This window comes from Paenibacillus plantiphilus (assembly GCF_927798095.1).
Lineage (GTDB): Bacteria > Bacillota > Bacilli > Paenibacillales > Paenibacillaceae > Paenibacillus_Z > Paenibacillus_Z plantiphilus.
The window spans coordinates 57,363-81,366 of record NZ_CAKMMF010000007.1 but is presented as its reverse complement, the minus strand read 5'-3'; the positions used below and the strand labels follow the sequence as shown (position 1 = coordinate 81,366).

Here is a 24,004-nt window from a genome sequence, read left to right as displayed (position 1 = left end):
CTCAGACTGAAAAATATTGCTTGATCAGTCTCGCCGTATAATGAATGTCTTCTTGCTGCAAACCGAAATACATAGGGAGCCTTACAATCCGCTCGCTTTCAGTTGTCGTATGAATGTCCGCTCCATTAAAGGTTCCATACCTTCGCCCCATGGCGGAACTATGCAGGGGTACGTAATGAAATGCCGTAGAGACCCCATTCTGCTTTAAGTATGACATTATTCCGTTCCTAACCGCTTGATTTTCAACTTTGACATAGAAGATATGACCGTTATGCTTCGCATCTCCAGGGATAGCTGGGAGCATAAGCTTATTGTCATGCATGCACTCCTCTAGTGCATGATAGTAGGTGTGCCAGCTTCTTAATCGATCCGCCTGAATAGAATCGGCTAATAATAATTGCGGGTACAAGAATGCCGCATTCAGCTCGCTTAATAAGTATGAAGAGCCGATGTCGATCCATGTGTATTTATCGATTGATCCTTGCAAATATCGGGTTCGGTTTGTTCCCTTTTCCCTTATGACCTCCGCCCGTTCAACAAATCTTACATCATTTATAATCAATGCTCCGCCTTCGCCGCAATGGTAATTTTTTGACTCGTGAAAGCTGAAGCAGCTCAGATGTCCAATCGTGCCCACGTATTTGTCTCGATACTTGCTCATTAAGGCGTGGGCTGCATCCTCGATAACAATTAGATTGTATTGATGGGCAAGCTTCATAATCATGTCCATCTCACAGGAGACGCCAGCATAGTGAACGGGGACAATCGCCTTGGTTCTGTGCGTTATAGCCTTCTCAATCAACATCTCATTCATATTCATCGTATCTGGTCGAATATCTACGAATACGAGCTTAGCGCCACGGAGGACAAAAGCATTCGCTGTGGAGACGAATGTAAAAGAGGGGACAATAATCTCATCACCTTCGGCAATATCCAACAGGATGGCAGCCATCTCAAGCGCATGCGTACAAGATGTGGTTAATAGCGCCCTGCTGCAGCCTAACGTATCTTCCAACCATCTACTGCAAAGCTCGGTAAAGGGGCCGTCTCCCGCGAACCTCCCCGTTTCCATCGTTTTTCGAATATAGGCATCTTCTTCTCCAGTAATTAGCGGCTTGTTAAAAGGGATCATTGTAGCGTATCTCCGTTCATCTCGTTGTCGATTCTAAGGTGCGCAGAACAGTATAATTCGGAGGCAGCGCTTCTACCGCTATGGCCTCATAATTGTTACTCAGGTATTCCCACAGGATCGGGTGCGTATTCCGAAAACGCAGCTCGTCCCTTCCATCCAACGCATTATCGCCGAGAATAACCAAGGCTGTATTGTTCAGCTTTAATTCCTCAATCTGCTGGTGCTGCCTATCTTCGGTTTCGGGGAACAGCAAATAAATATCCCACAATGGCGACTTAAGATCCAATATGGGGTACAACGTAGGCGTATGCGGAGCAATAAAGAGACTCTCACCCTGCTTGAGATATTCATCTTGGATATGCTGTACGGTTGTAATTAAGTTGGCGCTATATGCATCTATCCACAGCTCATTATTCGCTTGCGTGAACTTCACAAAAGCATTCGGAGGCGCCTGTATTTGTTGATATAATGGTTGCACCCTGCCTATGGACAAGAAGGAGACAACCAACATGACGGTCATACATAAGATCCATTTAACCCTGCTAAGCTTGAAATACTGTAACGTCCAGAAACAAGCCCCCAGCAGCAACGGGTAAATACCTTGAGCCAAGTGCCCTAAATCGGCGCGTGAAAAAGCGACATAAGCATACGGAATGCCTACGAATGCCGAAGCGGCAAGATATATATTTGTTTTTTTTGAAGCAAAACTATGGATAGCCCCTGCTGCAGGAAAAAGGAGTACGAGGAGAAATAAGAAGCCCACAATAAGTCCGCTAACGATTTCCATCGTATGCAGATGCGCAAAGTCAACTCTCCATGGCCATGGAATCGGAAGAGGAATATTGGTGTCGCCTAATTGGAATAGCCAGATGATCAACTCTACAAAGCGCTTAAAAAACCCCGGAACAAAAGCAAACATAAGAAGCATCGGAGAATACCCGATCAAGATGCCGACTCCTATGCTGCCCATTTTCTTAACGGAATTCGTTCTGTCTATTTTGAAGAAGATATACACAGATGCAAGAGCAACGGAGACACCTGCATATAAGCCATGATTACTGCCGAAAAAAGCGGCAAGACCTACAACTATTCCACTGTATACATATCGCACAGGCTTAGGGTTGTCCAGCAAGAGAATGACCATATACACCGCAATCATACTGATGCTGATATCGAACATTTTGTGTCTGGGATACACCCATAACATCAAGAGAGTCCCTATGATCAATAAATATCCCCATGATTTAGTCACATGCCTCACAGCAAGCAAAGCACATGTCAGTCCAATCCACAGAAATAACAGAGCAGCAATTCTAAGCGTGAGTATATTAGTGTTTCCAAATATCTTAAACCAGAGGGCCGCCCAATAATATCTACCCGGATCATAGGACTGGAAATCCAAGAATGGCACTTCTCCAATTGATGTATGAGCGGCGCCGTACCAGAGATAGCCTTCATCCGCCAAGTTAATGCCAATATGGCCCTGTATAATAAATGTAAATCCTATCAAGAACAACGATAACCCGCTTGCGTAGATCCAGTCCGGGATCTTGTTCATAGCTGCACATCCGCTCTTTGAAGTGACAATCACGAGTTAATGATCGATAGATTATATTATAGCATTCCCTTGATGAGTAGGGAGAGGTGTTATGAAAAGTGTTATATAGGTCGCATCCTGCGAGAAGGGTATTCGATTTGCCACAAAAAAAATCCCCTATGCGCTCATAGGAGATCACAAACTGTTCATACCATAGCGATGCGGACATAAGTGCGAAGCAGCTAAAACAGTCAGGATTATCGTAATTGCCCTCTCTGTCCCCATAGCATGGCAATCATTCAGCAGTTCCTTTGCTCTCTGGACATAAGAGCTCTCGTATTTCTTCTCTTCAACGCCATTTATAATGGTAAACAATATATCACAACTTCGTATTTACAATTAGCTGAGGCTTGCCCAATGGCTCTGATAACGATGCCAGCCCCTGCGCAAGCAGGAGAAGCGTATCCCCAAAAGAATTTAAATAATCTTGCAGGATGGACGCTGCCAGATTTCCTTGTCCGTTTCGAATCAGCATGACTGTAAGAGGGTGAAAGTCCCGTAACGTAATCATCAGCCGCTGCCGATTATCTGTCATGATCCCCCATACCCGTTGTTGGGTCTTCCCTTTGCTCCTTGCGCTCATAAAGCGAATCGCGGTGGACCAAGGCGGCATCTGTCCCAAGCTAGAGAACAATTCGTCTCCTTTGACCCTCGTCTGCAGCCCCTTTACCTGCTCCGTTACCCAATCTCCCGCGTCTCGCATAGGATATGGGCTTGCCACGAACAAGCGGCTGGCTTTGGTACTAAAGCTCTTGCCTTGAAGGGCCAAATGAAACTTCTTTCGAAAAATAAGGCCTGCCTCCGCTAACCGTTCATTGATTCCCGTCATGATCGTTGGAAACGAATTTAGTCTTGCGGATCGAAGATGGATCAGTTGGGCCAGCTGTTCCAACAGGCCTTGCGGGAGATCATCAGGACGGATGGACGTCATATACAGCCGTTCCTTGGGATCACGTTCCGTGACATCAACAGGTATCAGTAGCGCCGGCGGGCATTGGCGCTCCTTCTCCATCCTTTGCCGCCATAATCGAGCTGCCGACCGTGCTTCTTTAGGATCGGAAAGGCAAGCAAGCGCTTGCTCGACATCCATACTGGGCCTATAGGTTTTGGCGTGCAGCAGCCTCGCTAGCAGGAGCAGGTCATTGATCGTTATTTTGATACCCTGCTGATTCATAAGCTGGAGGGGAGTCGTGATCGACTTCAACGCAATGCCGCCAAGCTCGGCGGACACCTCGTGGACCAACTTATCCGTATGGGGCGCCTCCCGCTCCTTGTTATCAGCATCCCGTTCTAGCTGGACGGTTTGCACCCTATCGGGACGTGCAGCTAACACAGCAAGTGGGTGAGAATCCTCTTGACGGTCAGCTGGCGCATCGAGAAACGACGGCGCCTTTGCAGAAGCAACAACAGTATCCTCCAGCTCGTCGAGCCCCTTGGTGATCGAAATGGTGAAATTCGCAATATAATGCGCAACCCTGGAAGCCCATAGTCCATCGAATAGAATATGGGAAAAGTCGAATACCATCCCCCGCTCGGTACGGATCAAAGTAAGCGGCTGATCATTGCCTCCTCGCTGCGTCTGCCTTATCGAACTGAGATTCCGTGAAGCATCATGGATATTCCAATTGATCACAACAGGGGCGCTAGCCAGCACCTCAAGCTTATCTAGCACCTCTGGACTGTACCGCTTCCGAACATCATGCTGATAGCGCCGCAGTATTCGCGGAAGGGACGGATTGAGCGATACAGGTCCTTCATCAGGCAACTCGCCGATATATTCCGCATAACCGCGAATTTCTTCCTTCGAAATCATTCGGTATGAACCCGTTGCCCTCCCCTGATCTGGCACATATACAGGGATGAGTACGTAACGGTTCCCTTTCCAAACGGCAATGTTAAGCTTGTCGACCGAAATCGGAACTGGGACATCCCCATGCCGGCCCGGTCTAAGCGATTGAAGAAGGCTCATCTGGCGCTGGTACGCGGGCAGAGCCTTCTCCCGACGTCTGATGTGCGCCTGAAGGGCAGCATCATAACCCGAACGCGCAAATAACTGGGCGCAGCGCTGCCTGCGCTCCTCTAATGCCCGCTCATACGCCCGAACGTAGGCAGCCAAATCAGCGAACATATCCGCGCTTGGCTCGATGGTGATGCGGCCGATTGGCCCATCCGGCCCATGCGGCGATGCGCCCGATTGGCCGGATAGCACGCTGCTCGCCAGATCGCGAGCATACATGCGATTGTCCCATTCGCATGCCAGAAGATCCGCATAATGGTGCAGGAGCTGCGCCACCGTGAATATGCACCCTGCCAGGAGCGAGGTTTCCCCATAAAGCGCCGGGCCAGGGTAGGCGCATTCCACGCTGAAGCGTGCCGTGTCATCACGGAGCGCCTTCTTAGCGAACGCTTGAAACAAAGGTTCGTTCTTCCTCATAGCTGCCACTGTCACTCCCAAGGAAGGTAATATGCTCCATGCAGACGATGCCTTGCCCGACTTCGTTCGCCGCATACCAATACTGGTCACCACCCGACATATAATGTCTGGAATCGGATGTCGGCCAGAGGCGAATGCAGCTTATCGATAGCTGGGAAAGTTGTTCGCGGGCGGCAGTCGGGTTGCTTTGCCAGCTTAGCCATGCAGCGCGGAGCATATTCTCCAATACGTTTACAGGCAACTGCAAGCCGGGCAGATGCGGCACCGTCCATAACCTGGAGCTCGGACAATCGGGTACTTCTAACCGGGTCCCGCCATCCGAGGCTGGAACAGGCCGCGCATGCGAGAATACATGCCCTGACCACGTCCAGGACGTTGCCGACGACAGGCTCGGGGCATCCGACCCCCTCCTCGGAATGGATGACAGGATTTCGTCGGTGCGCAACTGCTCCGCTTGTTGTGCTTGTGCCGCATGCTCCATTTTGGCGTATGCCAATTGGAAGCTCCCTAGCCTTATCGGGGCGTCTGGCCCCGGCTTGTCCAGCGTAACGTTCACGATCCACTGATCCCCGTTCCACTGGCCCGTCGCTTTCTTCTCCAGAACAAATGGCTCCTCTTCCTTACCGAAGCATAGAGCTTGCAGGTTGAAGCGCACTTGGTTCAGCGAAGCCAGCTGCATATCCAGCCAACCTTCGGGAACGACCCATTCGGCTAACGATATGCCGTATTCCAGCAGCACGCTGACCGGAATCATCGGTTCTCCGTCGAGCCGCACATCGTCCACGAAAGCCGCTGTTCGGCGATCAATGCGGCTTATGCTGTGAATGGAATGGAACAAGCGGAAATGCATGACCTCGCCGAGAAAAAACACTTGGGAATGGATACGTTCAATACCCGGCGCTTCGATAATGGAGCAAGGCAGAAAGCCGTTGACCTGCATCGGGACGAGCGCTTTCCCTACCTTCCCCATATAGATGCATTCCCCGATCGTGCCGGACAGCAAATTTTTATGCCAATGGTAGATGCCCTCTTCGACATTAATGGCGGAAGCGTACTTCAAGGCGGCACGATAATTCGTAATAAGCCCAAGGCGGTCCCATGTCGGCCAACAAATGGTCTGAACCGGTAAAATCGATGCTGCAGATGCCCAGAACCCCAATCGCGTCAGCGCTTCATTCGCGGCAGAGTAATCGATCTGTCCAACCATACCTCCCCATCTGCCGGACAATGAGCCAACGCTGCAGAAGAAAGCCAGCTTCTTGCCTTGCAGCGCACCCGCCAAATGGATAAATCCGTTCACCTTAATACGAATCGTCGCCATGCAGTCCTGCAGCCGCTTCTGATTGAAACGAACCGTCTCTTCGATGCCGGCATTGTGGATGACGCCGCAGAGGCCCGGGCCAAGCTCTTCGACCAGCCCCGCAACTTGATACGCATCAGTGAAATCGCAGGGAACGTAATCGATCCGCAGTCCCTCGCTCTTCACTTGCTCCATATGGCGGACAAGCTGACGCTGCCGATCCATCCGTTCGAATTGCTTCCGCAGGACCGCGACGCTTTCTCCTTGCGCGATGCTCCGCAATCGGTCATATTGAAATCTCTTGAACTGGTCTTCCGTAAACGCAACATATTGTTCATCGTCTGACGGCAATGCGTCTCTGCCTGTCACGACCACGCGGCATCCATGATGGCGGGCCAATTGCTGCGCCAGCGCGAATCCGATGCCCCTGGAGCCGCCCGAGATGAGCACGGTGTCATGCTCGTCCAAGCTCAGAACGGGACTATGAAGCGGCGCGTGCTCCGCATACAAGCCGTAGCGAACGCCCTCCTGATAGCCGACCTCGAATACCCCCCAATTGTAGAGCTCATGGACAAGCAACCGGCCGAGCTCCGTCTTATCTAGCGGTCCAACGTCGATAACTTTGGCATTGCAATTGGGGATTTCCCTTGGCAGGCTCTTCGCAAGCCCGGCCCAGATGCCGCCTAGCGGCTGCTTCAACGATGATTCCCCGTACCCCATTTTGCCGCCCATTTGCGTCACCGCAATATAGAACAGCCTTCTGGCATCGGTTTCTTCCGCCCATTCCTGGTAGAAAGCGCGTATTACGCGGAACGTACGGGCGAATGCAGACTCCCATTGGTGACCATCAGATAAGGAGAAGGCCTCTTCCATATTGAAGTCGATCATGCCGTCCAAGCGGCCGATCTCCTTCTTCAGCTCCTGCAACTGCGCATCATCCATATCCTCGATGAGATCATAATGATAAACATATGCGCCATAAGCGTGCAGGCTATTCGCGACACGTGTGATGTCTTCCGAAGCGCCGCCGATGAGCAGTATTTTTTTGCCGACCAATGCTGCCGGCTGCGGCTCTGCCGAAGCAAGCTCGATTGGCCGCCATTCGTATCGTTTGACAGGCAGAATCGAACCGTCCTCCGGATAGGAAATGACCGGCGGATCGATCGGATTCATGCTGTGATTAGGTTGTATATGGATCAAACTCACCTTCCTTGCCGCCTACGGCTTTCTTCTTTTAATCCGAATTTTGAGCCCATGGTGCGGATGCAAGATGGCGGTATTAGCCGGAGCGACGAATGAATTCGGAGCCAGATCGACCTGATAGCGCCGGACGATCATCGGAATCGACAACATGAGCTGATGCATGGCAACGTTCATCCCGACGCATTGGCGAGGCCCGTGCCCGAACGGCATATAGGCAAATTTGTGCTGGCGTTTCTCCCAGCCCGAACTGAACCGCTCCGGATTAAAGCCTTCGGGATTGTCCCAAAATTCGGGATGCCGATGCATCATGTACGGCGAAACGATCATCGACGAACCGCCTGGAATGTGATATTGACCTAGCTCATCCTCTTCGATCGCATCCCGTGGGAATCCCCACACAGGCGGATACAGCCTGAGCGCTTCCATAATGGCCATCCGCGTATAAGGAAGCTTGCTCACATCCTCCATCACAGGCACTCGGTCGCCCAATACAAGATCCACTTCCTCTTCCAGCTGCCGCCGGACATCGGGATGTGCGGACAAGGCGTACAGGATCCAAGTGAATACGGCCGCAGTCGTATCGTGCCCCGCTAGAAAAATCGTCGTCACCTCATCGAATACTTCCTGATCGTTCAGCCGATTCTCCGCCTGTTCCTTCAAGAGCATGGCGACGACATCATTGCCCTCGATCTTGCCGCTCTTATGCTCGTCGATGACCCGCTGCACGATCGTCACCAAATGGCGCTTCACCTTGCGCGTCTTGCGATGGTAAGGTGTAGGAACCCACTTGGGAACCAATTCGTTGAGGGATCCAATATCCTGGATCAACGAAGCCACGCCGGACTGTATCGCAGGAACGATATCCTTTGAGTAAATACTCAGATCATGGTTGAATACCATGCATCCCAACTGGCGCAGTACCAGTTGGACCATTTCGACATGCCCGTCTACAACTTGCTGCTGCTCTGCGATTGAATCCCACTGCTGCAGCATAATTTCAGTGCTTTCGGTAATCGTCTGTGTATAGCTGTCTATGCTTTGGGGCCGAAAAGCCGGCTGCAGCAGGCGGCGGTTCTTCAGCCAGGTATCCCCATCATTGGTGAGCAATCCTTTGCCGAAAAAGCGTTCAAACGTTTTGTACAGCCTGCCACGGGTATAATTCTGATGGTTGTCTTGCAAAATATGCTTGAGATATTCCGGGTGCACTGGAAGATAGCTGTACACATTGCCGAAGCGAAAACGCACCAAATCCCCGTACTCGTTCCAAGCGTCCGTCATCAGCGCATAAGGATTGCGGCGAAAAGCATTCAAGCTGCCGAACAGGGATCGAGTGGCCGGTCCAGGCGGCTCCAGCCGCACATTGGTCTCATTTAACATCGTGATCTCTCCTAGAATGAGTTCTATGGCACATGGCCGCTTACCCTCTGCGCTGCAGCCGCACGCGAAGCCCGTGGTTAGGATGGAGCGTTAATGATGGGCTTGGGGCAACCGTTCCGCTCGGTTCCATATGGACTCGGAATCGTTGTACGATCATCGGCAGCGTAAGGTGCATTTGCTGCATGGCGGAATGCATGCCGATGCATTGATGCTGGCCTGCTCCGAATGGGATAAAGGCGCATCGATGCTGTTCTTTTATCTGTGGCTCCAGGAAGCGGTCCGGGTTGAACGCTTCCGGATTTTCCCAAAATGCCGGATGGCGATGTACCAGGTAAGGGTTCACCATCACCGTAGAGCCTGCCGGAATTCTGCACCCTCCGATCATGTCGTCTTCGATCGGGTCACGAGTTAGTATCCATACCGGCGGATACAAACGCAGCACTTCCTGGATGACCCGCTTCGTGTATTCCAGTTCGGGCAGATCATCGACAGTAGGAGTCCGGCCATTCAATACGTCACGGGCTTCCTCGTACATCCGCTGCTGCACCTCCGGGTAGACGGAGAGGACATACATCGCCCAGCTAAGCGCAGCCGTGGTCGTATCCGTTCCAACGAACAGCAGTGTCAGCAGCTCGTAATGAACCTGCTCCAAGGTCAGGCTGCCGTTCGACTGTTGCGCCAAGAGCGCCGAGACGACATCCCTCGCTCCGCTATTCGCGCCTTGGTGCTCCCTGATAACGCCCGCAACCATTCGGTCGAACAAGCGGCGGACTTCCTTCAATTGCAAATTTTTCGGCGTAGGAACCCATTCTGGCAGCAGCACGTTCTGGATAAGCTGCAGAGAACCTTCGTGGGCATAAGGAATGAAATCGTCCGCATATGGGCTCAAATCGGTGCTATAGAGCGATTGGCCGAACGTCGTCAGCACGAGCTGAAACAAGTCGAACGCCGCATCGAATGGCCGGTCATCTTTCGCATTAAGGTCCCACGTCTCCAGCATTCGCAGAGCGCCTTGAATCGCGGCCTCCGCATAATTCGTGACATAGTTTCGTTGGAACGAAGGCTGCATCGTGCGCCGATGCTTCTTCCACTCCTCGCCTTCAATCGAAACAAGACCCTTGCCGATGATGCGTTCGAAGTTTTTGAAAAATTTGCCCCGGCTATAGTTATTATGATTGTCCACCAGCACATGCTGGGCATGGTCCGGATGGGTTACGACATAAACGGGGTACGGACCCAGACGCATGCGGTACAGATCGCCGTACCGTTGCCAATAGTCGATGAGCATACCGGTAGGATTCCGCCGAAATGCCGTCAAGCTCCCCAGCATAGACCGTTCCTTAGGACCTGCTGGATTGTTGCCAATGGGATTGTGCAATTGATTACTCATTCCGATCACCTCGTCATGACGAGCCGAGCTCGGGTTTGCCGCAGAAGGTCCATCTCCTGCAACGATACGAACTCGCCTGTCGTTTGATGTACATAACCAAGCACGGTTCCCGCTACATCGTGCATTTGCAGCAGGATGCCTCCATCCGGCTTGACGGCTACGAACCGATTGCTGCCGTCGCTCTCCAAATCGATATGGCGCGGCGTTGCGTACAAGTCGATCCCCGCATATTCCTTGGCCAAGGCGCAATCGCTCTTGGATTCGTACAGATCGATTCTGCGAATGCTCGCAGGAGCCGCAAGCGGCAGATAGTCCCCTTCGACCAAGCCGAGCACCGCTACGCGTGCAAGCCCGTCCAACATGATGCTAGGGACCAGGAAGCTGGAGAAGATCGGATCATCGTGATCGACTCCGAGCCGATAGACCGCCCTTTTTCCAAGGGGGTGCTGCCTTGTGTTGGCCGTCGATACGAACATATCCGTCAGCAATACCGGCGCCTTCTCGAAATGGTAGGGATCTGGAAGATACAGCTCTCCTGCGTGATCCCAGTGCTTCCAGTAAGGCGCGGCAGGCACCTCGGAACTCATGACCACCTTCGCTTCGAAATGCAGCTTGTCCCGTTGCAGCATAATGCCGCTTGGACTGACGAGATCGGTCATGATCTTGACTTGAATGAGCGTCTGATTCGAACCGCGATGCAGCACTTTAGCTTGAATTTTCTTCTTCGCCGGTTTGCTTGCATCATATACGCGAAGGAAATGGTGGAACACGACATCCTCGAACGCGATCACATGCAGCTCCGGGAGCAGGCTCTTCGCCGCTTCTGCCGCAAGCTCTGGAACGAATGTACCCGGCAAAGTTGCATGGCCGTTCACGACATGATGCTGCAAATAGGCGTCCTTATCCAAATCAAAGATGCGTTCGAAATGGACCTCCTTGGCAGTTCTGCTCTTTTCTTGACCAAGATAAAAGGTCCCTCGCTCTACGCAAGCTGCAGCTGCAGTTGACCCCTCGGCTCCTCCCGTCCTCTGGCTTTGGGCAGCCTGCGAGCAAGCCTCGAAGAAGTTTGGAATGACGCGAGTGATCGCGTTCTTCTCGGCATCACCCAGATGGAACGTCGCGGCATCGCGCGTTGCCATGCTGATTTCCCGAATAAAGTGATGGATGCCCTCTTCTGTGCCCATGCTCGTGAATAACGCGCTTTTCTCCAGAAACGCTTTCGTGAGCGGATTCGCTCCAAGACCTACGCTCTTCCACAAGGTCCAGCCGATCGTGAACTCGTCCGTTCCTTCGGTCTGCCGCACGTAGGCTGCCGCCGTCGACAAGAAGTTGTTGGCCGCCGCATAATCCGTCTCGCCAAGCTGTCCGGTTAATCCGATGAAGGAGCCGAAGTTGCACCACATCCCAGGAGGTTTTCCCATAAGGACATGCTTCAAATTAAGATAGCCTTGAATCTTAATGTCGCGAATCGCTTGGAAATCGCTGAGCTGCTTGGCAGGCGTCGCAGCCGACCGGTTCAATCCCGCAGCGTTGACCAGCAAGTCAATCGGCCGCTTGTAGATCCGCTGAATCTCTTCGAACGCTTCCGCCAGCGCTTGGCGGTCTAAGACATCGCATGCAAGGTAACGAACCTTGCCTTCTCCGCACAATTGCTCCATTTCGCGTATGTTGCGGTACGTTTGGCGCGCTTCAAGCAAGCGGTCGAACTCCTTGTTCAACTGGCCGATCGATTTGGCTTTGTGCAGCAGCTTTTGTTCGCTAAGATATGCCTTGCGGCGCGCTCCGAAGACTTCGTCGGTGCCTTCGAACGTTTCCTTCGGATAGCCGTCCAGCTTGTTGCGGCCGATTATGACCATATGCGGACGGAAGTGACGGGCGACCGCTTTCATAAGCTCCGCTGTAATGCCTCTTGCTCCCGCAGTCGCAACGACCAAGGATTCCGAGCTGATGGACGATAGGCCATCCTGGGGCAAGATGCCCGGTATCGGTTCCACGATGGGTGTCTTCCGCTGACCATTCGCATATACCGCAATCGGAAGAAGCTGCTTCAGGCGACTCTCCTCCTCCGCCTGCCGAACCGCCGATTCGATCCCATTCGCATCGGAGTATACGGCATAGATGCGGCTATCCGGAAGCTCCAGCGCCGCGCTCTTGATCAAGCCGGAGAACAAGCCGCTGTATGGATGCAGCTGCCCGAAAGGAAGCGCCTCAAGAAATAGGGCAACGAGTGAGCTGTTTCCCTGCTGCATGCGGTCGAAGCAGCATTTCAACGCAAGGAAAGTCAAATCATGAAGCCTAACAAGCGATTTCGGTTCTTGATGCAGACAATCCGATACCGGCGCCGACAAGGAGAGATTCGATAGGACCCGAATGTGCGAAGGCTTTCGTTCCAATTGCTGAAGCAGTTTCGACACGGTCTCTTCGCTAAGCTCCGCCAAGTAGTGTACGTTGCGGGCAGGGGCCGGCACAGGCGACAAGGACAACACGATGGACGCTTGATTCGCATAAACGGCCGCCAGTTCGGGACGATCGGTAACGATGCAAGTATCAGGAGCGATGAACGGCTCCCGATCCCTGATGATTTCCGCCTTAACCGGAGCCAAACTTGCCGCGTAACGCTGCAGCTCCAGCGGCTGCCCGTTCGCCCAGTTCTCCTCGTCGAAGAAAGCGGACGGAATTCTTGCTTCCTCCGTCCGAACGGGAACAGAGTCAGCTTGACGGTCTTCGATAATGGCCGCCCCCTGCTGCCCGCCGGTCAGGCGAAGTCTTGCCGCCTCAGCTTGGTTATCCAAGTGGCAAAGGACGTCGACTTGACCGTTCCTGCTCTTGCGCACAATCGCCTTCAGCAGGCCAACGGCCCCCTCAGCTCCCAAGTAGTTCCCGGCTCGGTTCCCGATTCCGCAATCCACCGTTGCACTTGAGCGGTCGATCTCCTGTTCAAGATCGTCATCCAAATAGCCGAGAACGGGAAGCCCCGTCTCCAGTACGGAGCTCTCTCGAACCAACGCGAACATGAAACAGCCTTCGGCCAAGGCCAAATCCGGCAAGTTCAAATGCTCTCGCATCGCTTGGATCATCTCTGGCGTCGTATTGCCGTGCACGCCTCCCACCAGCGCCATGGTCAGTTCACCGCTGCGGAGATATCGGCTCGCAATCTCGATTGCGCTGAACGTCGATTCGAATCCGGTATCGATGGCCATATTGCAGCCTTTCAGATCGAAATAATTCGCGACCCTTGCCGGAATGACGTTTGGCATAATGCCTGGGAAAGAATCCTCATTGGATTCGACGACCAGCCGTTTGACCTCCGCCTCCAACTGCTCCAGTACCGAATTCGTCAGCCTCGAAGCCACCCTCGCGCCGAGCTTGCTCTTGATATCGTCCAGATAGCAGCGCATGCCATACAGCGTGGAGTGCCTTGTCAGTCCCATATGGCCCAAGATCACGCCGGTTTCTCTACGGTGCTGCTCCCAGAAGTCGCCTAGCTTATCGCGAAGCTGGTGCGAGCACTCAAGCACCATCAATTGGCATCGGTCCAGCGTACGAAGCGTCTTCGGCGGCATCTTTACCTTTTGGAAGGGCGGCAGCGGATAATGCTCGCCGAACGATACCCCTGGCGCGGCCCCTTGCCCTTTGACCCAGGCTTCGATTTGCTCGTCACCCGATAGTCCCGGCACATGCGCCGACCAGCCGACGATCGCAATTCGCTCCTTCGGAGCAGATGCCGATTTCGTTGCGTAACGATCCGTCTCCTTGTATTCTTCGACGATCATATGGGCGTTCGTTCCCCCAAAGCCAAACCCTGATATGGCAGCGTTACGTCTGGAATCCGGCTGTGTTTTCCAAGCGACAGGCTGTTTCGGAATGATCAGATTGGAAGTCTCCACCCCAAAGAGCTCAGGCGAAGATTCGTATTGATATTGGGGAGGAATCAATCCTTTTTGCAACCCGAGCAGCACCTGGATAACCGAGATGACGCCCGCTGCCCAGCCGGTATGCCCGATTAACGACTTATTGGACGTAACACAGATCGGTTTGTCCGACATCAAGTGCTCTCTCAAGGAAGTGAACTCCGTCAAATCGCCAGCGGGCGTTCCCGTTGCGTGGGCAACGACCCAGTCGATATCCTCCAGGTTAACGTCCTGCTGCAACAGCGCGCGGTCGATTGCGATGCCCTGACCGTCTGGACTCGGCGCATAAATGGCTTTCCCTTTGCCATCCGAAGAAGTGCCTACCGCCTTGACGACCGCAAGGATGTTGTCCCCGTCCGACTTCGCCCGGCTAAGCCTCTTCAGCACAACGACGCCTGCGCCGTCGGAGAATAGAACGCCGTCCGCCGCCTTGTCCAGCGGGCGCACTTGCCCGCTTGTAGACAGCCCGTGCAGCTTCGAGAACAATACAGAGCTTCTGGGCCCCAAGGCGAACGATCCGCCGCAAACGGCAATGTCGTGCTTGCCGGACAGCAGTCCTTTCATTCCGATATCGATCGCATACAAAGAAGAGGAGCAGGCCGTATCCACCATCAACAGCTCCGTACCCTCCGGCAAAATGTCCTGCATCGCAAGCTCGCCTACCCGATGAGATAACAGCTCGGAGACATCAAGTGCCCCGCGAGCATACTCCTGCTCTAGCACCTCGGAAGCCTGTTCGATGAACGCCTTCTTCTCTTCCGCAGAACCTCCCACCTGTCCCATTACGTTCGCCAGATGATGCATCGTGCTGTTGATCACCATGGATTCTTCCAAATTCTGATTTCCATCCGGCGTATAACCGACGACAAAAGAGTGCTTATCCGTATTCCGGCGTTTGACGCCCTCCAGTGCTTGATACAGCGAATGGCGAAGCCACACCGTGGTCAGCTCACGGCTGCCCAGCTCCGCGCCTCCTTCTTCCTGCAGCGCACGAGCGGGAACAAAATCGGTAATAAAACCCGATGTGTTCTGATAAGACTTGTCTTCCGCGCTTGCATCGTTCGAGAAAAAGGACAGGTTTTCCCACCGGTCGCTGGGAATGTAGCGGAACATGCTTTTTCCATCCATCAACACCTGCCAAAATTCTTCCGAATCATTGGCGCCCGGTGCAACCATTCCCATGCCCACGATCGCAATCGCATCACCGTCTTCTTCTTCGATTTCCGTGGCCGTGGTCGTATCCGCAGCTATGGTCTCTCCCTGGATGTCTGCAGCTGTGGAATCCTGCTGGATGTCCGCGGGAGCTTCTAACGCCTTAGCGACAGCAGCCTCCGTATTTCGCGGAGAAAGAATATAGCCGCCGGAGGACATGCCTCCATCCGTCAGGATCATTTGACCCGATATGAACCGGGATTGGTCCGACGCCAAGAACAGAACCAAATCTGCCAAATCCTCTTCCGTACCGATCCGTCCTAGCGGCGTTGCGGCGATAATACGCTCGCGCATCTCTTCGAACCGCGGAAATCTGCGCGCAACGGCGTTATCGAGAAGATTGGCGGAAGCCGTATTGACGCGAATTCCATAAGGGCCGTATTCGTATGCCAAATACCGCGTTAACGACTCTAGCGCCGCCTTCGATGTTCCGACCGTCACATAGTCTGCCGCCACCTGCGTGGAACCCGTCGAAGAGAGATTGACGATGCTTCCCCCTCCGCGCTTCTCCATCAGCTTTGCTGCGCGGCGCGCACACCATAGGCTGCCCTTCAAATTGGTGTTTAAGGAACGGTCGAATGCTTCGTCGTCCGCTTCGTCCAACGTTGTGAACGTCCCTGAGGCCGCATTATTGACCAGAATATCCAAATAGCCGTATTCCTTCTCTATGTGGTCGAACATCTTGTCCACTTGCTGCTCGATGGCTACGGATCCCCTTATCAGATCGACTTTGGCGCCCAGCGCTTCCAATTCAAGCTTCGTTTGTTTGGCTTCATCAAGCGAATGGAAGAAGTTGATCAGGACGTGCGCTCCTCGTTCGGCAAGCTTGCGGGCAATGATTTTCCCCACGCCTTTGGCTCCTCCGGTTACCAGCGCCAGCTTGCCATGCAAATCGGTCATACCAATACAGCCTCCTTGCCTTGCTCCTGAAAAACGAAATCGGCGATTTTCCCAAGCGTTGGATAATCACTCAGACGGAAATTGAGCGGGCGCTCCGGCAACCCGTATTGCTCGCTAATTCGCGCCATCAATTCGGTCTGTTTCACCGAATCCACCCCAAGCTCCGCTTCCAACGCAGCGTCCTCGGTAAACACTTCCTCCGGGTATTCCAAAGCTTCCGCATAGATCGCAACCAGTTCCCGAAGCAACGTGTCTCGCGTGGCGACCGTAGCTGGCGCATCCGTGACGACCGTAACCGGCGTATCCGCGACGACGGGAGCCGAAGCAGCCGTGACGAAGACCGGAGCTTCCTTCGATGGGCCACGGTTGTCCGCAGCTCCTTCCGTCAATACAGCATGAATAAAATCAACGATGGCGCCCAACGTTTGAACCTCGCTCATCCGGAAGTTCGCAGGCAGCGGAGGCAGCTCGAATTTCTGGCTCACTCGTGCCATGAGCTCCGTTTGTTTCACGGAATCTACGCCGAGCTCCGCTTCCAATGCCACATGCTCCTCGAACACTTCCTCGGGATATTCCAGCTCGGACGCATAGATCGCGATGACATCCTGCAAAAGCTGCTCGCGGCTAACGGGGACGGCACGAGATTGATTCGTTGCGGTTGTGGTTGTGGTTGCTGTTGCTGTTGCGGTTTCCATTGCCGTTGCCGTCGCGATCAAATGATCGTTAGATGGGTTCGATTGATTGCTTGAGGAGATCGAACGATCACTTGATGGGCTCGAATGTTCGGCTGCCTGAGGCGCACCTTGTCCTTTCTCCGAAGCGGACTGTTTATGCAGGAAGCGCTTGAGCTCTTCTCGGATATAACGTTGAATTTCCGGCCCTCGGGTTGTCCAGAACAACTCCACAAGCCGCTCTTCATTCGGCAGTTGATTCATCGCTTGCAAACCTCCTAATTTCTCAATGTTATCTAATGCTTGCTGGAAGGATTCGTATTCTGAGGGGTTAGGAAGTAAACAAGGTACAACATGAACTTCCCCTTCGTTGTAGAGAATATTAGCAACAAGATTGCTGAGCGTGTCTTTCGCGCCGCACTCCACGAAAGCACGAATCCCTTCGGCGTAGAGGCTTTGAATCGCTGCGGGGAACTGCACCGGTTCAATCAAATGCTCGGCAAGACAGCTTGTCAGCTTGTCGTCATCGGTGTAGTAGCGTCCGAGAATCGGGGAATATACCGGTGTGCGAAGAGAAGCTTGATGACGTTGAATGGACCCCATTCGTTCGCTAAAGTAATGAACAGCAGGCTGCAGCAACGGATTATGAAAAGGATACGGGGAGTCGAGAATCGTTGTGCGGAGCTTAATTGCTTCACTGAGCTTCTGGATGATGCTGATTTGTTCTTCAAGGCCGGAAATGACAACCTGCTTGCGGTGGTTTTCCACGGAAATGACGGTGTATTCATTACGCAGCAGCGCCACCAGGTGACCGGCATGCTCCGCATCCGTGTTCAAGGCGGCCATCCTGCCGTTCACGTTCCCAAGCTGCTTCAATGCATGGATGCGATGGCAGACAATCTCCGCACCTTGACGAACGGTGAAAGCGCCGGAACAGACGAGCGCAGCGATCTCGCCAAAGCTATGTCCGACCAGGACGGCCGGTTGAAATCCTCGGGCTTCCATAATTCGATAACTGGCTACTGCAATGCCGTACAGTGCTGCCTGAAGCAGATCTCCGTGATTCGTCAACATCTCTTGGATGTCCCGTTTGCGAGATTCGAAGATCACATCGGATACCGAGCTTCCCAGCATAAGCCGAGTGACTTCGTCTATCTCCGAGAATACCTCGTCAACCTCGGAATAGAATTTCCTAATCTCGCTTAACGCGCCTTCATAATAGGCCCCCTGTCCGGGAAATAATACGGCAAATCGGTGTGGCAATAATAACCCCTCCTCTTTAAATCTAGTAAAAATAGTGCGATTTATACAAAAGTTTTATTCAAAGCATAATTATACACATTTTTTTGCAGGTGACTACAATACAAAATGTATAACCTAATGAATTCATAATTAGCCGAAACGCATGCTCCAAAAACCGTCTCAATGAACCTCCTTATTTCTGAATTTCCATCTTTATCGCAACCCTCCACTTACTTTATTTACCACAAATAATACAGAACACATGTTCCTATGTCAATGCTTATAATGAACTAAATTCGCTGACTTCGGTTTTCATGCGGGAGCTAAAAGATGTTGTTGACATGACACCAAATGGTGTCGTATTATCAAAGCAACACCAAATGGTGTCGTATTAGGAGTTAGTCCTTTGGGACGAGGGTGAGGTGGTGGTGAAATTAACGGCTGTCCCTTCGTACCATCAATAGATTTTTACTATACAGAAAATAATAGGTTGGAGGGGGTGCGATGAGCGAGAACAACCAGTTGCGGGATGTGTTTCACGCGATTGCAGATCCCACTAGACGCCGATTGATTCGTCTGTTAGCTGAGGCAGAGGAGATACCGCTCCATGAGTTAACGGCGCAGTTTCCAATGGGTCGTACAGCGGTATCCAAGCATCTGACAATCCTTAGAGAGGCCGGACTGGTACTTGACCGAAGGGTCGGCAGAGAAACGCGATTCAGGCTGAACGCCTCTCCACTCAGAGAAATTGAGGATTGGTTGGCAATCTACAACAAGTTCTGGGGTACAAATTTATTGCGCTTGAACCAACTATTAGAGGAGGAATAACAATGAGTTTAGCATTATCCCTGGATTTTCAGTACACGACAACGATCGAGAAGCTTTGGTCCGCCTTAACCGATTCAAGCAAGCTTGCCAAGTGGGTGGCCAACATCCATACCGGCGAGGGGATGGATAATGATTTTGAGCCCGTCGTAGGACACCGGTTTCAGTTTCGCACGCAGCCGTCCGAATATTGGGATGGCATTATTGACGGAGAAGTGCTTACCGTGGACGCACCTAACCGGATCTCCTACACTTGGGCCAGTGGAGAGGAGAAGCACACAGTCACCTGGACGCTGCAGGATTTAGGAGACGGCAAGGTTAACCTTCATCTCGATCAAACTGGATTCTCCAATGTTCATGGTCTTGAAGGCGCTAAATATGGCTGGAGCAAATGGTGCGGCGATCTGGACAAGGTATTGGCACAATAACTGCATTCGATACAAAAACAGCCTCCACATACTAAACGTATAGCAGAATTTTAATTCAAACAAATTGAAAACCTTCCATTTGAAGCAAAATAGAATGAATGCTTCAAATGGAAGGTTTTTTCATGATTAAGTGGGTTGTGGAAACGTTATACGCCCAATCCCTTACCGCCCACCGGGCGTATTCGAATCGGCTCGACGCCTGCGATTAAAGGCTTCGCTTGCTGAATGACGGACAGCACTTGTTCGTTCTTGAGAGAGTCGGCATGAGCTTGGGCATCGTGCCATAGCTCGGTGACCCAGATCACATCAGGATCATCTACGGATTCATTGATAATATAGAGCTCGCAGCCCTCCATATCATTCAGGCTCCGAGAAGCCTCCAGCATTAATGAAACGAGTTCCTCACGTTTCCCAGAGTGAGCCGTCAATTTACCGAACATGGCAAACTTGTTCATCTCATTATTCATCCTCTCTTATCACCCATTTTTATTTGCATCGCTCCGTAGTGCTTAAACATTTCCAGGCTGACCTCCGCCATTCTATCGATCAACATTTGCGGCTCAAGTATATCAAGAGACCTCCCATATGGAAGAAGAAAGTAAGGCACGTATGTCATTAACGACAGCTCCTCTAGCTGAAAGAGAGCTTCGCCGGGCTGCTTTCGTTCGATTAGCGCATGTCCAAATAGCCAATGCTTGCATAGTTCGTTAAGCGCGTGCTCGTGTCCCTGGAGCCTTACGACGACTTGCATCTTGGTGTCGAGCGAACTCGGGAGTAAAGAGCGCAAGAGGAAATCCCTCGTGGAAAATGCAGAGGGGCGTTCGAAGCGGGTATCCGCCGCTTCCAAATGGACGATGCGATCCACGCGGAAGCTTCGAATCTCTTGCCGCAAACGGCAAAATCCGACAACGTACCACATCCCTTTCCAATGCACGATGCCGTAGGGATCAAGGACTCGATTGCTAGCAGCTAATTCCGATCCTTTGGCATAGTCCATGTTCAGCGACTCTCCTCGGGCTGCAGCCTCCTCTAAGCGTTTAAGCAACTCAAGCTCGCGCGCGTCTGCGGGTGTCTGGATGACGGCAAGCCCGCTGCTATGTCTGTTTATCCATTCGAGCTGCTCTTCATTGGTGTACCGCTTCAGCTTATCGACCGCTCGCTCAAGCGCATCCGTGAACGGATAGCCCGCTTCTCGGGCGAATACGGCCGCATGCACGAGCGCCATCTGCTCTTCGGAATCGAAGAGCAGCGGGGAATCGATAAACTCGCCGAGCAGCCGGTAGCCACCGTTAGGGCCGGAATCAGCAATAATCGGAGCCCCGCTCGCGCACAGGGAATCCATGCATCGGTATACAGTGCGAACATGAATCTCCAGTTCGTCCGCAAGCTGTTGCGCCGTCACACGCTTCCCCGAACGAAGCAGCCATAGAATGGACAGCATATTATCCGCTTTGGACATGCCGTTCTTCACTCCCTAAGCCGTTTTTTTGAAAACGCATTTAACCTGCCACTTTCAATAGCTCCATTGTAAAGGGATTCAAACTAAAGGAGCAATCCCCTTCTCGATCCAAGTATCGTAAGTCGGGCCGCAGACATTAGGCAATCGAAGACCGGCCTGGCGCATGAGAACAGTCATCTGTCCGCGATGATGAGATTGGTGCATGATCACATAACGAAGGGAACTTCCGTTCAGCCAAGCTTCCTTCTGAATCGTAACCGATTCGCGCAAAGTTTCGTCATTCCACTGCGTTCGAACCGCATGCAGCAAATCCCTGCTTATCCGCCGATCCCGCTCCCCCATTTCATTATTGGCTTAAGCACTACAAGTATACAAATAAATCACTGACAGCTACGGTCAGTGATTTATCCCTGGCAAAACAAATTTTGAAGTGGGTAGGCAAGATAGACTTCAACTACACAAGTGTATACTCAGCTACGCGGTGAACGCCGCGTTGCGTAACGGGCAGCATAACGCGGCTTCCAAACAAAGGAAACGCGCTGCTCCATGTAGAACTATTTAGGATCCACTATGTTCCATTGAGGAGGGGGATCTTGAACAAGTTTGTAGTCCATATCGTTGTAAGTGCCTTATGTATTTTAGTACCGATCGTTGTGCTAGTGTATGGTTATTGGGATATTCATCAACCTAAAGTAGGGCCTGTAGGAGATGGAAAACCAAATTACCCTACGCTGCCTCAATTGCTGCCAATTATAATTTGTTTTCTTCTTGGAGTTGGGAACTTACCTATTGCCATTATGCGTTACAGACAGAACAAAAGGGCCTCACATGAGGACAGAAAGAATGAAGACTAACTACGCTATTGAAGAGGGGCATTCCTTGATGACAACTAGCAGAATGAATCCTAAGGTCGATGGATTTTTAAACAAAGCTAAAAGGTGGAAGGCAGAATTTGAGACATTGCGAGATATCGTCCTTGACTGCGAGCTAACCGAGGAAGTTAAATGGATGCATCCTTGTTACACGTTTGAGTCCAAAAACATCGTTTTAATACATGGATTTAAAGAATATTGTGCGCTTCTGTTTCACAAAGGCGCCTTGTTAAAGGATCCCCATGGGATTCTAATCCAACAAACGGAGAATGTACAGGCGGCGCGCCAGATTCGGTTCACCAATGTTCAAGAAATAGTTGAAATGGACGCCACCTTGAAGGCCTATATTTATGAAGCCATTGAAGTTGAAAAAGCCGGGCTGGAAGTGAATTATAAGAAGACGACAGCATTCATAATTCCTGAAGAATTTCAAATTAAACTCAATGAAATTCCTGCCTTGAAAACCGCCTTTGAAGCATTGACGCCGGGACGGCAAAGAGCTTACCTTCATTATTTTTCGGAACCCAAACAATCCAAAACTCGGGAGTCAAGGATTGAAAAGTATATCCGTCAAATTCTGGACGGAAAGGGATTAAATGATTAGTTCAAGAAATTGGATTCGTTCATATTTCGCGGATCCCGGTTCCCCCAACTTTTCCAACAAGATGTCTGCAACAGCAAGCTTTGAAAAAAGGACATCCTGCGGTCAGGATGTCCTCCAGCTTTCGCTAATGCTCATTTCTTCTCCATAAACCGCCCCTGTTTGAGCTCAAAAACTTTCATCGTGGTTCGGGAATCACCATCATCCACTAGCTCGTTGTTCTCTAAAGCGGCGTTCAGCTCAGTCTGCCAGTAGTATAGTTCTCCGTTATCGTCATTGAACTGATAGCTGCCCATAGTAAGATGATAGTTATCTTGAAATACAGATCGTTCCTTGAGCGTGCCTTTCCAAGCCTCCGTCCATTCTCCTGTATCACTCATGTACATAAGATGAGCCTCGCGAACATCAAGACCTGTTCCACCTGTCCGGGTAACAATGTTATACAAAGGATTCATTCCATCCGCACGGAAGTGCGCGGCACCCCAAGATTCGACATGCCACGGTTGCTCAAAGATTAGTTTATATGAACCGTTGGACTGCTTGTCAAAGATGAAGAAATCTCCAAGGTGAACACCTCCATCAGTTCGTGCAAGCACCTCTGGTTCAGGATCCCGGTCGAGATTCGCTTCCTCTACGAATAAACCTCCGAAATAGTAATCCTTTTTCTTACCTTGCTCCCGTATCCAATCCGCAACTTCATCCTTTGTGGCTCCTGTTTGAATGTTTACCGAATGGGTTTTATGATCCCATGTTACGCGGCCTCCCATCGCCTCCGCCAAATCCCGGACAGGTGCAACTACTTTCCCGTTGTCTAGTTTAATCTCATTATTAAGGCTGACCGATTTCCCATTAATAAACAAGCCAACTGAATCGCTTGCAACTGCCGTCCCAGCAAAGATTGCACACAATCCTAAAACTGGAATAAACCCTCTCCATTTTCTTTTGACATTCATCATATTATCTCCTTAGGTTTAACCTGATCATTTCTTCCAATATAGACGCTCTAGGTGAAACGAATGTTTCATAGCTTTCTGCAGTCCTTTCTGGAGGTTTCAACGCCACGAAAAAATATGCAATTATTAAAAATATTTTTCTTGCCCGATAATCGCTATCCTGCTATTATGAAGTGGTATTCATTTTGGAAAGCTAATATTCAATACATGTAGGATCTTTCCAAGCAGATAATCTTTGACCACTTCCATCAAGGAGTTAAGGCCATACGGACAGCCGGGTCAAATGCCGATTGGCAACTTTCGTTGCCTTATTGATTGAGTTAAAAGCTCAAATTTTATAAGTTGGTTACTTTACAACCAGTGCATCAGCACACAACTTGTGAAACGGTCAATAAGAGTGGTAAAAGTAATTATTTGCTATATAGACTCTGATCCTAACATGATAGATTTGAATATGAAGAGCCTTTCCATGAAGCGATTGCGTTTTATGGCTGACT

16 protein-coding genes are annotated in these 24,004 nt (G+C 51.4%); 4 read left to right on the top strand and 12 right to left on the bottom strand.

Annotated elements, in window-relative coordinates; all coding sequences use genetic code 11:
- Position 1: 1 nt before the first annotated feature.
- The 8 genes from rffA to L6H65_RS08005 form a co-directional block, all read right to left on the bottom strand.
- The gene (gene rffA, locus L6H65_RS08040; protein WP_236339981.1) at positions 2-1,132 is read right to left on the bottom strand and encodes a dTDP-4-amino-4,6-dideoxygalactose transaminase; all 1,131 of its coding nucleotides are present in this window, start codon (positions 1,130-1,132) and stop codon (positions 2-4) included.
- A 16-nt stretch (positions 1,133-1,148) separates the two neighbouring features.
- Positions 1,149-2,597 (bottom strand): hypothetical protein, encoded by a 1,449-nt coding sequence (locus L6H65_RS08035; RefSeq protein ID WP_236339980.1) that lies wholly within the window; start codon positions 2,595-2,597, stop codon positions 1,149-1,151.
- Between the two features lie 451 nt (positions 2,598-3,048).
- Positions 3,049-5,163: a hypothetical protein gene (locus L6H65_RS08030; RefSeq protein WP_236339979.1), complete on the bottom strand. Its 2,115-nt coding sequence runs from the start codon at positions 5,161-5,163 to the stop codon at positions 3,049-3,051.
- Positions 5,126-7,669, bottom strand: coding sequence for a KR domain-containing protein (locus tag L6H65_RS08025; protein ID WP_236339978.1), 2,544 nt, complete (start codon positions 7,667-7,669; stop codon positions 5,126-5,128). The genes L6H65_RS08030 and L6H65_RS08025 overlap by 38 nt, the downstream gene beginning before the upstream one ends.
- Positions 7,670-7,681: 12 nt before the next feature.
- Positions 7,682-9,043 carry a cytochrome P450 gene (locus L6H65_RS08020; protein WP_236339977.1) on the bottom strand — a complete coding sequence of 454 codons (1,362 nt, stop codon included), beginning with the start codon at positions 9,041-9,043 and terminating at the stop codon, positions 7,682-7,684.
- Between the two features lie 40 nt (positions 9,044-9,083).
- Positions 9,084-10,433, bottom strand: a complete 1,350-nt coding sequence (locus L6H65_RS08015; RefSeq protein WP_236339976.1) for a cytochrome P450 — start codon at positions 10,431-10,433, stop codon at positions 9,084-9,086.
- Between the two features lie 5 nt (positions 10,434-10,438).
- Complete coding sequence (locus L6H65_RS08010; protein WP_236339975.1) at positions 10,439-16,456, bottom strand: SDR family oxidoreductase; 6,018 nt, start codon at positions 16,454-16,456, stop codon at positions 10,439-10,441.
- Complete coding sequence (locus tag L6H65_RS08005) at positions 16,453-18,390, bottom strand: acyltransferase domain-containing protein (protein ID WP_236339974.1); 1,938 nt, start codon at positions 18,388-18,390, stop codon at positions 16,453-16,455. Before L6H65_RS08005 ends, L6H65_RS08010 begins: the two co-directional genes overlap by 4 nt.
- A 483-nt stretch (positions 18,391-18,873) precedes the next feature.
- Between L6H65_RS08005 and L6H65_RS08000 the strand changes: the two genes are divergently transcribed.
- Together L6H65_RS08000 and L6H65_RS07995 are read left to right on the top strand one after the other, a co-directional pair.
- A complete protein-coding gene (locus L6H65_RS08000; protein WP_236339973.1) occupies positions 18,874-19,197 on the top strand; it encodes an ArsR/SmtB family transcription factor in 324 nt (107 codons plus the stop codon).
- A 2-nt stretch (positions 19,198-19,199) separates the two neighbouring features.
- Positions 19,200-19,622 carry an SRPBCC family protein gene (locus tag L6H65_RS07995; RefSeq protein WP_236339972.1) on the top strand — a complete coding sequence of 141 codons (423 nt, stop codon included), beginning with the start codon at positions 19,200-19,202 and terminating at the stop codon, positions 19,620-19,622.
- 146 nt (positions 19,623-19,768) lie between these two features.
- Here the strand turns inward: L6H65_RS07995 and L6H65_RS07990 are convergent, their stop codons facing one another.
- From L6H65_RS07990 to L6H65_RS07980, 3 genes are all read right to left on the bottom strand, one after another.
- Positions 19,769-20,089, bottom strand: coding sequence for a putative quinol monooxygenase (locus L6H65_RS07990; RefSeq protein ID WP_236339971.1), 321 nt, complete (start codon positions 20,087-20,089; stop codon positions 19,769-19,771).
- On the bottom strand, positions 20,086-21,081 hold the full coding sequence (locus tag L6H65_RS07985) for a helix-turn-helix transcriptional regulator (RefSeq protein ID WP_236339970.1): 996 nt from the start codon (positions 21,079-21,081) through the stop codon (positions 20,086-20,088). The genes L6H65_RS07990 and L6H65_RS07985 overlap by 4 nt, the downstream gene beginning before the upstream one ends.
- Positions 21,082-21,159: 78 nt before the next feature.
- Positions 21,160-21,423 carry a DinB family protein gene (locus L6H65_RS07980; RefSeq protein ID WP_236339969.1) on the bottom strand — a complete coding sequence of 88 codons (264 nt, stop codon included), beginning with the start codon at positions 21,421-21,423 and terminating at the stop codon, positions 21,160-21,162.
- A gap of 251 nt (positions 21,424-21,674) precedes the next feature.
- Between L6H65_RS07980 and L6H65_RS07975 the strand changes: the two genes are divergently transcribed.
- Both L6H65_RS07975 and L6H65_RS07970 read left to right on the top strand, forming a co-directional pair.
- A complete protein-coding gene (locus L6H65_RS07975) occupies positions 21,675-21,935 on the top strand; it encodes a hypothetical protein (RefSeq protein ID WP_236339968.1) in 261 nt (86 codons plus the stop codon).
- A gap of 28 nt (positions 21,936-21,963) precedes the next feature.
- Positions 21,964-22,557: a YdeI/OmpD-associated family protein gene (locus L6H65_RS07970; protein WP_236340133.1), complete on the top strand. Its 594-nt coding sequence runs from the start codon at positions 21,964-21,966 to the stop codon at positions 22,555-22,557.
- 131 nt (positions 22,558-22,688) lie between these two features.
- Here the strand turns inward: L6H65_RS07970 and L6H65_RS07965 are convergent, their stop codons facing one another.
- Positions 22,689-23,510: a stalk domain-containing protein gene (locus L6H65_RS07965; RefSeq protein WP_236339967.1), complete on the bottom strand. Its 822-nt coding sequence runs from the start codon at positions 23,508-23,510 to the stop codon at positions 22,689-22,691.
- Between the last annotated feature and the right edge of the window lie 494 nt (positions 23,511-24,004).

Bases quoted from the DNA above. Each gene is read 5' to 3' on its own strand.
- rffA (WP_236339981.1), bottom strand. From the start codon at position 1,132: ATGATCCCTTTTAACAAGCCGCTAATTACTGGAGAAGAAGATGCCTAT.
- L6H65_RS08030 (WP_236339979.1), bottom strand. From the start codon at position 5,163: ATGAGGAAGAACGAACCTTTGTTTCAAGCGTTCGCTAAGAAGGCGCTC.
- L6H65_RS08020 (WP_236339977.1), bottom strand. From the start codon at position 9,043: ATGTTAAATGAGACCAATGTGCGGCTGGAGCCGCCTGGACCGGCCACT.
- L6H65_RS08015 (WP_236339976.1), bottom strand. From the start codon at position 10,433: ATGAGTAATCAATTGCACAATCCCATTGGCAACAATCCAGCAGGTCCT.
- L6H65_RS08010 (WP_236339975.1), bottom strand. From the start codon at position 16,456: ATGACCGATTTGCATGGCAAGCTGGCGCTGGTAACCGGAGGAGCCAAA.
- L6H65_RS08000 (WP_236339973.1), top strand. From the start codon at position 18,874: ATGAGCGAGAACAACCAGTTGCGGGATGTGTTTCACGCGATTGCAGAT.
- L6H65_RS07995 (WP_236339972.1), top strand. From the start codon at position 19,200: ATGAGTTTAGCATTATCCCTGGATTTTCAGTACACGACAACGATCGAG.
- L6H65_RS07990 (WP_236339971.1), bottom strand. From the start codon at position 20,089: ATGAATAATGAGATGAACAAGTTTGCCATGTTCGGTAAATTGACGGCT.
- L6H65_RS07985 (WP_236339970.1), bottom strand. From the start codon at position 21,081: ATGTCCAAAGCGGATAATATGCTGTCCATTCTATGGCTGCTTCGTTCG.
- L6H65_RS07980 (WP_236339969.1), bottom strand. From the start codon at position 21,423: ATGGGGGAGCGGGATCGGCGGATAAGCAGGGATTTGCTGCATGCGGTT.
- L6H65_RS07970 (WP_236340133.1), top strand. From the start codon at position 21,964: ATGACAACTAGCAGAATGAATCCTAAGGTCGATGGATTTTTAAACAAA.
- L6H65_RS07965 (WP_236339967.1), bottom strand. From the start codon at position 23,510: ATGATGAATGTCAAAAGAAAATGGAGAGGGTTTATTCCAGTTTTAGGA.